The organism is Pseudomonas putida (assembly GCF_002906855.1).
Taxonomy (GTDB): domain Bacteria; phylum Pseudomonadota; class Gammaproteobacteria; order Pseudomonadales; family Pseudomonadaceae; genus Aquipseudomonas; species Aquipseudomonas putida_N.
The window spans coordinates 586,640-597,853 of sequence record NZ_MINI01000028.1; the positions used below are offsets into that span (position 1 = coordinate 586,640).

The window sequence follows — 11,214 nt, forward strand, 5'->3', positions numbered from 1 at the left end:
CTGCCGGCCCGGACCCGGTCCGGGCCGTGTTTGCCAACCGAACAACAAGGAGTCACACCCATGTTCCATAAAAGCCTGACCCTGTCCGATTTCGACCCAGCACTTTCCGCGGCCATCGGCCGTGAAGTGCAGCGCCAGGAAGACCACATCGAGCTGATCGCTTCGGAAAACTACACCAGCCCCCAGGTGATGCAGGCCCAGGGCACCGAACTGACCAACAAGTACGCCGAAGGCTACCCAGGCAAGCGCTACTACGGTGGCTGCGAGCATGTCGACGTGGTCGAGCAGCTGGCCATCGACCGTGCCAAACAGCTGTTCGGTGCCGGTTATGCCAACGTCCAGCCGCACTCGGGCTCCCAGGCCAACGCGGCGGTCTACCTGGCCCTGCTGCAGGCCGGTGACACCTTGCTGGGCATGAGCCTGGCCCACGGCGGCCACCTGACCCACGGCGCCAAGGTGTCGTCCTCGGGCAAGCTGTACAACGCCGTGCAATACGGCATCGACGGCAACGGCCTGATCGACTACGACGAAGTCGAGCGCCTGGCCGTCGAGCACCAGCCAAAGATGATCGTGGCCGGCTTCTCGGCCTACTCGAAGACCCTCGACTTCCCGCGCTTTCGGCAGATTGCCGACAAGGTCGGGGCCTACCTGTTCGTCGACATGGCCCACGTCGCCGGGCTGGTCGCGGCAGGCCTGTACCCCAACCCGCTGCCGTATGCCGACGTGGTCACCACCACCACCCACAAGACGCTGCGCGGGCCGCGCGGCGGCCTGATCCTGGCCAAGGCCGACCCGGAGCTTGAGAAAAAGCTCAACTCGGCGGTGTTCCCGGGCGGGCAGGGCGGGCCGCTGATGCACGTGATCGCGGCCAAGGCGGTGTGCTTCAAGGAGGCTCTGGAGCCTGGTTTCAAGGAGTACCAGCGCCAGGTCATCAGCAACGCCCAGGCCATGGCGCAGGTGTTCATGCAGCGCGGTTTTGACGTGGTGTCCGGTGGCACCGACAACCACCTGTTCCTGGTCAGCCTGATCCGCCAGGGCATCACCGGCAAGGACGCCGACGCCGCGCTGGGCCGTGCGCACATCACGGTGAACAAGAACGCCGTGCCCAATGACCCGCAGTCGCCGTTCGTGACCTCGGGCCTGCGTATCGGTACCCCGGCTGTGACTACCCGTGGGTTCAAGGAGGTGGAGTGCCGCGCCTTGGCGACCTGGATCTGCGACATCCTCGACCACCTCGGTGATGCCGACGTCGAGGCCCAGGTGGCGCGCCAGGTAGCGGAATTGTGCAAGCTGTTTCCGGTCTATCCGGCCTGACACACGGGGGCCGCAAAGCAGCCCCCGGTAATGCTGTCAGTCAATATCAACGCGGGGCCAGGAGCCAGCCATGTCCAGCGAACAACTGCAACACACATCGCCGCGCCCGCAGCCCTTGCAGGCCGGGGTGAAACTGCGCGGCGCCGACAAGGTGGCGCGCATTCCGGTGAAGATCCTGCCCACCGAGCAGGTGCCGCGCAAACCCGACTGGATTCGCGTGGCGATTCCCACTACGCCGGAAGTGGCGCGGGTCAAGGCCCTGCTGCGCAAGCACAGGCTGCACAGCGTGTGCGAAGAGGCGTCCTGCCCGAACCTGGGCGAGTGCTTTTCGGGCGGTACGGCGACCTTCATGATCATGGGCGATATCTGCACCCGCCGTTGCCCGTTCTGCGATGTCGGCCATGGCCGGCCCAAGCCGCTGGATGCCGATGAACCGAAGAACCTGGCCATCGCCATTGCCGACCTTGGCCTGAAGTATGTGGTGATCACCTCGGTGGACCGTGACGACCTGCGCGATGGTGGCGCCGGGCACTTTGCCGATTGCCTGCGCGAGATCCGCAGGCTGTCGCCGGGGATTCAGCTGGAGACCCTGGTGCCGGATTACCGTGGCCGCATGGACGTGGCCCTGGACATCACGGCGCAAGAGCCGCCAGATGTGTTCAATCACAACCTGGAAACCGTACCGCGCCTGTATCGGGCGGCACGGCCAGGCTCGGACTTCGAATGGTCACTGGACCTGCTGGAGCGCTTCAAGCAACGCCTGCCGACGGTACCGACCAAGTCCGGCCTGATGCTCGGCCTGGGCGAGACCGATGCCGAGGTGGTCGAGGTGATGCAGCGCATGCGTGAGCACCAGGTCGACATGCTGACCTTGGGGCAGTACCTGCAACCGTCACGCAGCCACCTGCCGGTGCAGCGCTTCGTGCACCCCGACACCTTCGCCATGCTTGCCGAGCAAGCATTGGCGATGGGGTTCAGAAACGTGGCAGCCGGGCCGCTGGTGCGCTCGTCCTACCACGCTGACCGGCAACTGCAAGCCGTGTAAGGCTGTGCCCGGCAGGGCAGGCGTTGGTCACAGGTGAGTGCCTGCCTTGCCGGTTTCACAGCCCGCCGTCGATGAGGGTTCAGTTCACCAGCACTTCGTCCAGTGCCTGCTCAAGGGTGCTGACGGTGCGCTCGATGTTGTGCAGTTTTTCCAGCCCGAACAGACCGATGCGGAAGGTCTGGAAGTCGGCAGGCTCATCACATTGCAACGGCACGCCGGCGGCTATCTGCAGGCCGTGCTCGGCGAATTTCTTGCCGTTCTTGATATCGGCATCATCGGTGTAGCTCACCACCACGCCCGGGGCCTGAAAACCGGCTGCGGCCACGCTCCTGATGCCTTTGCCGGCCAGCATGGCGCGTACCCGATCGCCCAGCGTCTGTTGCTCGCCGCGAAGCTTGTCGAAGCCATAGGCTTGCATCTCGTTCATCACCTCGTTGAAGCGCGCCAGTGAATCGCTGGGCATGGTCGCATGGTAGGCATGCCCGCCCTGTTCGTAGGCCTGCATGATTTGCAGCCACTTTTTCAGGTCGCAGGCAAAGCTGCTGCTCTGCGTCTGCTCGATGCGCGCGAGGGCCAAGGCACTGAACATCACCAGCGCGCAGCAAGGCGAGGCGCTCCAGCCTTTTTGGGGGGCGCTGATCAGCAGGTCTACGGCGCACTTGTGCATATCGACCCAAACCGTGCCTGAGGCGATGCAGTCCAGCACGAACAAGCCCCCCACCGCATGCACGGCGTCACCGACGGCCCGCAGGTAATCGTCGGGCAGGATCATCCCGGATGAGGTTTCAACGTGGGGGGCGAAGACAACCTGCGGCTTGTGCGCCTCAATGGCCGCCAGCACTTCGTCCAGAGGGGGAGGCGCGTAAGCCGCCTGGCGCCCTGTGTCGACCGGCCGGGCTTTGAGCACCGTGGTGGCCGCCGCGATGTTGCCCATCTCAAGGATCTGGCTCCAGCGATAGCTGAACCAGCCATTGCGTATCACCAGGCATTGCTGGCCGCTGGCGAACTGTCGCGCTACCGCCTCCATGCCGAAGGTACCGCTGCCTGGGACGACTGCAACGGCCTGGGCGTTGTAGACCTGTTTCAGGGTGCTGGAAATGTTCTTCATCACACCTTGAAAGGCCTGCGACATGTGATTGAGCGAGCGGTCGGTGTAGACCACCGAGTACTCGACCAGCCCCTCGGGATCAATTTCGGGATAGATCTTTGACATGGGTGACTCCTTCGGCAGAGATGTCCTTGATATCGACCTTGGCCCAAGCATTGGCAAATGACAAGAATGATCGGGGCGGATTGCAGGTATCAGCGGGTTTCAATGTGCGCCTGCAACTGCCCGCCGACGATGGATATTTCTTTGAATTGTCGACCCTCGCGCAGCACGAACAACGCGTCCATCCCGCGCGCCTGCGCCAGGCGTGGGCCCTCGGTTTCGCCCAGGACCATCAGCGCCGTGGCCCAGGCATCGGCGAGCATGCAGGAGGCCGCCACCACGGTGACGGCAGCGAGCGGGTTGCACAGGGGCGCGCCGGTGGCCGGGTCCATGGTGTGAGCATAGGACTGACCGGCCACCTCGACCCAGTGTCGATAGTCCCCCGAAGTCGCGATCGCGGCATCGCTGAGCTCCATCACGCCCATGACTTCACGCACGCCCCGCGTGGGTTTTTCCAAGGCCACGATCCAGCACTGGCCGTCAGGCTTGACGCCTCGGGCGCGCATCTCGCCATCGATACCGACCAGGTAGCGGGTGATGCCCAGACCCTCCAGGCAACGGGCCAGTTCATCCACGCCAAAACCTTTGGCGATACCACTCAAGTCAAGGTTCAGCGGCCCGCGCTTGCGCACCTGATTGCGCTGGGGCTCCACCACCAATGCGGCGCTGGCCGACAGCCGGGCACGCGGCGCAACCGTGCCGCTAGCCTGCGCCGTGACCGTCTGCTCCCCTGGGCCGAAGCCCCAGGCGTTCACCAGGTCACCGACAGCGATGTCGAAGGCGCCGCCGGATTGCTGGCTGACGCGCAATGCCGCAGACAGCACCGTGGCCAGTTCCTTGGGCACCGACAGCCATTGCTGCTCGGGGGCGGCATTGAGGCGGTTGAGGTCCGAGTCGGGTTTCCAGGTGGACATTTGCTGGTCCACCCGGGCCACGGCGCGGGCCAGTTGCTGGCCCACTTGTTCGGTGTCGATCCCGGCCCCGGCATAGAACAGAGCGGTGTAGCGGGTGCCCATGGTTGCGCCGTTCAGGCTGTAACGCTGCAACTCAGTAGACATCTTCACGGTAGCGTCCTTGTGCCTTGAGAGTGAGCACACTGAGGTTGAGAGGCGCCAACACTTCATCAAGGGCCTGCATCACGCCTTTGGCCATCTCGCGACTGCCACACACCAGCACCTGGGCACCTTTTTCAATCAGCCGGCGCAAGGCCAGGGCATCGCTGATCAGCCGGTCTTGCACGTAGCTGCGGTCCTGAACCTGAGAAAAGGCGGCACGCAATGCCGTGAGGCGGCGGTCCGACAAGTATTGGTTGAGCTCGGGTTCGTAGAGAAAGTCCGAGGCCGGGTTGCGTCCGCCCCAATACAGGTGCATTGGGTGTCGGGCCTTGTTGTTGCGGATAAAACCGGCCAGAGGACCGATGCCGGTACCGGCGCCGATCAGGATCACCGGGTGTGCGCCCGATGCCGGACGAAACTGCGGGTTGGGCTGGATGAAGGCGTCGATCTGCGCACCGATGTCCAGGCCGTGAAGAAATTCCGAGCACAGGCCGCCGTTGTGTTTGCGCACGCAGATCTCCAATACGCCGTCCTGGGAACCGCTGGCCAGCGAGTAGAAACGCGGGATTGGGCTGCCCGGGGGCAGAATCCCGAGCAGGTCGCCGGCCAGAAAGCCCGGTAGTTCGCTGCAGGCTTTGAAGCGCAGGACGTGGGTCGGTGCATTCACCTGTTCGCCATAGGCAATCCGCTCTGTCAGCGTCAATCCATGGGTACGCGGTTGCTGCGGGGTGTGAACCAGCGCCAGCTCCTGCCCCAACACCTCGCTCAATGCCTGGCCCCAGCGGGCAAACTCCTGAGAGGACTGGCGGTTGATGGTTTCCAGCCTGAGCAGTGGCGAGCCACCGGCCTGCAACATTGCATCCTGCACGTGATGGGCGTACTGACAGAACTGCGTAAACTGGCGGTCGCCCAGGCCCAGCACCGCGAACGGCAGGCCGGGCTTGAGGCCGGTCTTGGCCAGCCGCGCCAGGAACTGCGAAGCCGAGGCCGGCGCATCGCCGTCACCGTGGGTTGCGGTGAGGATGAACAGCCGTTGGGCATTGCGGTAGTCGCCCGCCCATTCATTCATCGCCGCGCTGTGCACCTTGTGGCCACGCTGGTGCAAGGCGTCGTGCAGGGTCTTGGCAAAACCCCAGGTGCTGTTGTTCTCACTGCCCACCAGAATCACGCTGTCGGCAGCGTGGGCCAGGCTGTTGTGGCGGATGTTCGGGCCAGCCCTGCGGCGCCGCCACCACAACAGAATGCCGGTCACGCTCATCAACGGCACGCAGAGGGCGCAGACTCCGAGCAGCAGGCCCAGCCACCACAGGCCCTCGCCAGTGTGCAGTTGGTAGATCAGGTCATAGAGGTTGCGCATCGAGTCGTGGGCTTGATAGGACAACACTGCGCCGCTGGCCTGATCCACGTAGCCGTCGCCCTGGGCGGTGCGCAGGGAAAACATATCGCGGGGGTCGCCGGGGGTTGGGTAGACCAGCTCGCGCAGGTCATTGAGGTCGGTGGCCTGCAAGGCCTGCAGCGTGGCCACCGGCAAGGCCGGGCCGGAGCTGACGTGGGCCGGGAAGGCGGGTTCACGTTCACTACCGTCGGCGATCAAACCAAACGTGGTGGCGGACATGTACAGCCCGCTCAAGGCCGTCAGCAGTAGCCCGAGCAAGGCCAGCCGCCCGACTTCAGCATGCCAGCGCTGGCTGAAACTGCCCCGCAGCGGGCGCAGCAGGTTGCGCCAGCCGCCCAGGCGCCGGGCCAGCAGCAGTGCGCCGGACACTGACAGCGCCAGCATGATCAGGGCGCCAGCACCCGACACCCCATGGCCCGGCGTGCCAAGCAGCAGCGAGCGGTGCAGGTCCTTCACCCACTGGGAGAACGCGGATGGCTGGTAAGGACCGAGGCCCTGGCCCGTCAGTGGGTCGACCTGTTCCGCACTGGCCTGGCCATTCTGGTTGTAATAGACGATCACCGTGCCGGACGCTGAGCGCTGGATCTGCTCCACGCCCGTGAAGTGGCTGGCAACGCGCCCGGCCAGTTGGCCGACGTTGAGTTGTCCGGCCGCAGTGGAGGTGCCGTGCAGGCGTTCCAGCGCCGGCTGGACAGACAGGATCGCGCCGCTGATGGCTAATACCATGACCAACAGGGCGGCGATCAGGCCAGGCAGGGAATGGAACCGACGAAGCATATTCAGCCTCCAGAAGTGTCCGGCGCTACAAGTCGTAAGTGAAGGTGTCGACGTAAGCACTGCCGGTCGTGGGCTTGCCAGAGCCTTGGGCCGTCAGCGCTACGCTGACATCGCCACGGGCGTCACGTTGGTCCTCGACGGCGCTGTCGATGCGGATCTGGTAGCCGGCATCAATCAGCGTGTCTGCCAGTTCCACGCTGACCTTGAGCGTGCCCCCACTGCCGACACTGGCGCCGCTGACTCCGTCAAACTCGCTCGGATTCATCCCGCTGCCACGTGCCCAGTCGCCCAGGTGCTTGTAATACTTGGCCTTCTTCCCGGCCACCCAGAGGGTTTTCTGATACTGGCCACTGGCGTCGGTGACGTAGATCGCCAGGTAGGCATCGTTGCCGCTGTAGTCCTTGAGCTGTGTGGTCAAGGTCACTTCCCGGGCCTGGGCCAGCGCCGGCAGGGCGATGGCGCCGACCAGGCAGGTTGCTGCGATGATCTTTTTCATGACGGTGTCTCCGGTCGAGGGCGGCGTCTGTGGCATACCCTAAAGTGCCTTCCTGAAGGCCAGCTGAATTTTCAGATTCATGTCACCAAGGTGATTAAGGTGCTGCAAGACAACCATCACTGGAGGTGTCAGATGCGGGTTTTACTGGTTGAGGACGCTCCGGGCTTGGGTGAAGCGCAGCGCGGGCAGATTGACCGTGTAGTCGATGTGATGGAGGCGTTGGTGAAATTCACGTTGCTGGTTCGTGGTCGTGAGGGCTACCCGGTAGATCGTTATTCGGAGCGAAAAGAAAGCGCGCAGGCTTTATCGGCCAGGGTGAATCAGCGCTCCATCGAGACGGCGCGCAGGACCGGAAGGGCTTGCAGTGCGGTGATCTTCGCTTGAATGTCAGCCATCTTGTTGGCGACCAGGGCCGCGCCTTGCGCGCAATCGATCGTATTACCCCGCCTGGCCTGAGGGATGTCCCTGATCTCGGCGAGCGAAAAACCGCCGCCCTGGGCACTCTGAATGAAGGCCAGATCGACAACGGTCTGATCGGTATAGCTGCGGTAGTTGGGGGCTTGGTGATCGGCCACGATTAGCCCGAACTGTTCGTAATAGCAATGCATGGCGGCCGAGCCCACTGCGGCGCGTCAACTCTCCAATACTTACAGTAAAACTCCTTGACTGTAGAGTACCCTCTATACCTTAGCCTGCGCCGATCTTCCAAACAAGGAATCAGGCATGAGCGTGGAATGGAGAGCAGGTAGGCCGACTGGGCGGCAACCCTGCATGTATCCGTTGATTACCCGTCAATGAGGGCACACCGAACCGTCAGGGGATGCTTGCGCAACTGGCAAAAACGCTGGAAGTAAAGGCCCCTCGACGCCATGTAGCGATAGGCTTGCTCAAGTGGCTGTTGACGATTCCCGGGCTGGCGGCCCGATTCTCGATCAGCACCGAGTCGTTGAACTTTATTCAGACGCAGCGCTTTGACATGAGTCACAGCAAGCAATTGGAGCGCAAGTATCAATTAACACATCCAGACATGGCACGAACACTGGAAAAGACGGTGCGTTACGTCAAGGGTTACTTGCCCAACTGAGCCCACCCATGACAAGGAATGTAATGATGCAATCTCATTTCGGCAAAGGCGTCCTCTTTGCACTCTGCGCCGCGGCATTGAATGCAACAATCGGCGTACTCAGCAAGGTGTTGATGAACAGTGGATTCAGCTCCAGCAGTATCGCCTTGATAAAAACCCTACTCGGCTGCCTGCTGCTGTCAGTCTTGCTACTGTGCCTCAAGCGACCCTTGCACGTGGCTAAGTGGCTCCCTGCAGCCGTGTGCGCCTTTCTCGGCATTTTCATGCTGTTCCACTTTGAAACTTCGGCCTATCGCCATTACGCCGCGGCCGGGGTCGTGGTGATCCTGATGGCTAGCGCATCCATTTCTTCGATATTACTGGGACGGATAGTCCTCAACGACCCCATCACCGCCAACGTGACGGTAGGCGCCGGATTGACGATAGCCGGTATTGCGGTAATTTTCGGGGCCGATATGGAGCAGGGCTTTACCCTGCAAGGTGCAGTGCTCGCGTCGATCGCAGGCTGCAGTTACGGGGCATTCTCGGTAGCCATGAAGCGCATGGGTGTGGCTGGGGGGTTGCATTTTACTCGGCAACTTTTGTTTTTCGGCAGCCTTTACCTGCTGATGCCGGCGGCGAGCGATGGGTTCGTCATGGGAGAGCTGTCGCTGCTGGCGGTCATGGCATTGCTCGCTCTGGCGACACTGCCGACCATCCTCGGTTTCTTCTGCACCACCAAGGCCATCGAGTATTTGAAGCCGTCGCAAGTTCAAGCACTGGAACTGACTGAACCGCTGTTTGCCGCGCTGTTGGCGTTCGTGGTCCTCAATGAGGTGCCGCGAGACACTTTGTACCTGGGGGCCGGTTTGATCCTCTTTGGGCTGTGTTTCTCCAATGAGCTGATCCGCTTAGGCAAGAAAGCGCCACAGCCGTCCGGTGTATAGGCGGGTTGCAATGCTGTTCATGGCTACTCCCAGTGGCGGGAGGGCAAGGATGGTGAGCCTTTGCGGGCGCTGACCGACCCATGGCTTGCGGTCGGCCATAGCCTTGGCCAATCGGCGGTCAGTGCTGCCCGCTCATTGCAGCGGCGCCCGTGGGTTGGTAAACACATACACCAGCTCGTCGGCGAGCAGCCGGGCTTCTCGTGTGAGCAGCTCCTGGTTTCGATAAACCAGGGAGATGTTGAGCGCTGGCGGCTGTTCCTCGATGTTCAGTATTTCCATCGCCTGGCCATCTCGGTTGACGTAGTCGAGCATGCGAAGCGGCCAAAAACTGATCACGTCCGTGCTGCGGGCCAGTTCGCAAAATATGATTCCAGCCGAGCATTCAAGAATGTTCTCCGGGGGCGGCAGCTGGTACTGCTCGAACATCAAGCCGATTTGTGAGCTTTCCAATGGCTCCTGCAGCAGCCAGCGCTGCTCGCGTAGTTGTTCAAGGGAGCGCGTGTGGCGCAGTGGGTGGCCTCTGCGTACCACCAATGCGGTCGGCTGATGGTAAAGCTCGGTCCATTGGAACCCGTCACCATAGCGACTGGCCGGTTGGCACGACAATGCCAGGTCCAATTGCCCTTCACGCAGGCCCTCCATCAGCTTTGAAGGACGCATCTCATGAATGCGCAGCCGCACCTTTGGGTAGCGTTCGCTGTATTGATTGATCGCCGCGATCACCTGTGCACGGGGTGTTGCCGGTGATAAGCCGAGTGATACCCGGCCGTTGGTTTCCCCCTTCAGTGCTGCGATTTCTTCCCGGGCACGATTGGCCTCTTCCAGCATCAGGCGAGCCCTGCGTATCAGGCGTTCGCCGTATTCGGTGGTGGTGATGCCGCGGTTGGAACGGACCAGCAGGGGCACCCCCAGCGTTGTCTCAAGTTCCTTGATGGTTCTGGAGAGCGCAGGCTGGGAAAGGTGCAGCAAACGTGCAGTTTCCTGAAAGCTGCCGCTCTCACAGATGGTGACCAACACTTTCAGTTGATGGAGCTTCATGGGCGTTGTACATCGGCTACGTGGTGCAGCGTGGGCGCCCTGTTGGTCGCCCGCTGCCCCGGGGGCTTTCAGGATTCGCGCGAGAGCGCTTGTGAACGAGAATGGGCAGCTTGCACGGCGGCGTCGACCAGCTGGCGCAAGCCGTCATTGTGTTCGAACGCGGCGATCGCCGCCGCTGTGGTGCCATTGGGCGAGGTGACCGCGGTGCGTAGCGCTGCAAAGTCGGCGTCTGGCTGGGTTTGCAGCGTCGCGGCCCCCAGCGCTGTCTGCGCTGCCAGGGCTTTTGCCAGTTCCGGGCTCAGGCCCAGCGCTACACCTGCGGCGGCGAGGGCTTCGCTGAACAGGTGGTAGTAGGCAGGGCCGCTGCCGGACAGCGCCGTCACGGCATCCAGCAGGCCTTCGTGCTCCACCCAACTGGCGCTGCCGACGGCTTCGAACAGCCGAGTCACCCGCTCGCGCAGGGTTGCCTTCAGGTCAGGGCCGGCGAACAGGCCGGTGCAGCCCGCGTTGACCAGTACTGGCGTGTTGGGCATTGCGCGGACCACCGGGCAGCTGTGCCCGAGCGCCAGGCTGAGCTTGTCATGCGGCACACCGGCGGCGACCGAAATCACCACGGCGTGCTCGCGCACCGCGCGGGGTAGCGCGGCCAGCACTTCGCAGGCGTAGTTCGGCTTGACCGCCACCACAATGATGTCAAAGGGCTGCGTAGGCAGGGCTTCGACACTGCTGTAGAGGGTGATTTGGCTGGCTGTTTGCAGATAGGGGTCAACGGCGCTGACCTGGCTGACCAGGCCGGCCTTGAGCCAGGCTTGGCCAATGGCGCTGCCCATGCGGCCGTAGCCCAGGAAAAGTGCGTTCATGGTGGTTCCTCGT

9 protein-coding genes and 3 pseudogenes are annotated in these 11,214 nt (G+C 62.8%); 5 read left to right on the forward strand and 7 right to left on the reverse strand.

Annotated elements, in window-relative coordinates; genetic code table 11:
• Positions 1–60: 60 nt before the first annotated feature.
• Positions 61–1,314 carry a serine hydroxymethyltransferase gene (glyA, locus tag BGP85_RS03055; protein WP_103447739.1) on the forward strand — a complete coding sequence of 418 codons (1,254 nt, stop codon included), beginning with the start codon at positions 61–63 and terminating at the stop codon, positions 1,312–1,314.
• Between the two features lie 70 nt (positions 1,315–1,384).
• Positions 1,385–2,359, forward strand: coding sequence for a lipoyl synthase (lipA, locus tag BGP85_RS03060; protein WP_103447738.1), 975 nt, complete (start codon positions 1,385–1,387; stop codon positions 2,357–2,359).
• Positions 2,360–2,438: 79 nt separating this feature from the next.
• On the opposite strand, the gene BGP85_RS03065 is transcribed toward lipA, so the two are convergent.
• From BGP85_RS03065 to BGP85_RS03080, 4 genes are all read right to left on the reverse strand, one after another.
• Positions 2,439–3,572, reverse strand: a complete 1,134-nt coding sequence (locus BGP85_RS03065; protein WP_103447737.1) for an aminotransferase class V-fold PLP-dependent enzyme — start codon at positions 3,570–3,572, stop codon at positions 2,439–2,441.
• Between the two features lie 89 nt (positions 3,573–3,661).
• On the reverse strand, positions 3,662–4,627 hold the full coding sequence (locus tag BGP85_RS03070; protein WP_103447736.1) for an FAD:protein FMN transferase: 966 nt from the start codon (positions 4,625–4,627) through the stop codon (positions 3,662–3,664).
• A complete protein-coding gene (locus BGP85_RS03075) occupies positions 4,617–6,797 on the reverse strand; it encodes a PepSY domain-containing protein (RefSeq protein ID WP_103447735.1) in 2,181 nt (726 codons plus the stop codon). The genes BGP85_RS03070 and BGP85_RS03075 overlap by 11 nt, the downstream gene beginning before the upstream one ends.
• Before the next feature lie 25 nt (positions 6,798–6,822).
• Positions 6,823–7,293 carry a DUF2271 domain-containing protein gene (locus BGP85_RS03080; RefSeq protein ID WP_103447734.1) on the reverse strand — a complete coding sequence of 157 codons (471 nt, stop codon included), beginning with the start codon at positions 7,291–7,293 and terminating at the stop codon, positions 6,823–6,825.
• A gap of 192 nt (positions 7,294–7,485) precedes the next feature.
• Here BGP85_RS03080 and BGP85_RS29085 point away from each other — a divergent pair.
• Positions 7,486–7,677, forward strand: a pseudogene (locus BGP85_RS29085) (hypothetical protein); the annotation flags it as partial.
• Here the strand turns inward: BGP85_RS29085 and BGP85_RS03090 are convergent.
• Positions 7,650–7,938 (reverse strand): annotated as a pseudogene (locus BGP85_RS03090) (MerR family transcriptional regulator); the annotation flags it as partial. The pseudogenes BGP85_RS29085 and BGP85_RS03090 sit on opposite strands and share 28 nt — an antisense overlap.
• A 139-nt stretch (positions 7,939–8,077) precedes the next feature.
• Between BGP85_RS03090 and BGP85_RS03095 the strand changes: the two are divergent.
• Positions 8,078–8,377: pseudogene (locus BGP85_RS03095) on the forward strand (SDR family oxidoreductase); the annotation flags it as partial.
• A gap of 26 nt (positions 8,378–8,403) precedes the next feature.
• Positions 8,404–9,303 (forward strand): DMT family transporter, encoded by a 900-nt coding sequence (locus BGP85_RS03100; protein WP_103447732.1) that lies wholly within the window; start codon positions 8,404–8,406, stop codon positions 9,301–9,303.
• A 132-nt stretch (positions 9,304–9,435) separates the two neighbouring features.
• Here BGP85_RS03100 and BGP85_RS03105 read toward each other — a convergent pair whose 3' ends face one another.
• On the reverse strand, positions 9,436–10,341 hold the full coding sequence (locus BGP85_RS03105) for a LysR family transcriptional regulator (protein WP_103447731.1): 906 nt from the start codon (positions 10,339–10,341) through the stop codon (positions 9,436–9,438).
• Positions 10,342–10,409: 68 nt separating this feature from the next.
• Positions 10,410–11,201 carry a pyrroline-5-carboxylate reductase gene (gene proC / locus BGP85_RS03110; RefSeq protein WP_103447730.1) on the reverse strand — a complete coding sequence of 264 codons (792 nt, stop codon included), beginning with the start codon at positions 11,199–11,201 and terminating at the stop codon, positions 10,410–10,412.
• Positions 11,202–11,214 lie beyond the last annotated feature (13 nt).

Excerpts from the sequence above, each read along its gene's own strand:
- glyA (WP_103447739.1), top strand. The coding sequence starts at position 61 with ATGTTCCATAAAAGCCTGACCCTGTCCGATTTCGACCCAGCACTTTCC.
- lipA (WP_103447738.1), top strand. The coding sequence starts at position 1,385 with ATGTCCAGCGAACAACTGCAACACACATCGCCGCGCCCGCAGCCCTTG.
- BGP85_RS03065 (WP_103447737.1), bottom strand. The coding sequence starts at position 3,572 with ATGTCAAAGATCTATCCCGAAATTGATCCCGAGGGGCTGGTCGAGTAC.
- BGP85_RS03070 (WP_103447736.1), bottom strand. The coding sequence starts at position 4,627 with ATGTCTACTGAGTTGCAGCGTTACAGCCTGAACGGCGCAACCATGGGC.
- BGP85_RS03075 (WP_103447735.1), bottom strand. The coding sequence starts at position 6,797 with ATGCTTCGTCGGTTCCATTCCCTGCCTGGCCTGATCGCCGCCCTGTTG.
- BGP85_RS03080 (WP_103447734.1), bottom strand. The coding sequence starts at position 7,293 with ATGAAAAAGATCATCGCAGCAACCTGCCTGGTCGGCGCCATCGCCCTG.
- BGP85_RS03100 (WP_103447732.1), top strand. The coding sequence starts at position 8,404 with ATGCAATCTCATTTCGGCAAAGGCGTCCTCTTTGCACTCTGCGCCGCG.
- BGP85_RS03105 (WP_103447731.1), bottom strand. The coding sequence starts at position 10,341 with ATGAAGCTCCATCAACTGAAAGTGTTGGTCACCATCTGTGAGAGCGGC.
- proC (WP_103447730.1), bottom strand. The coding sequence starts at position 11,201 with ATGAACGCACTTTTCCTGGGCTACGGCCGCATGGGCAGCGCCATTGGC.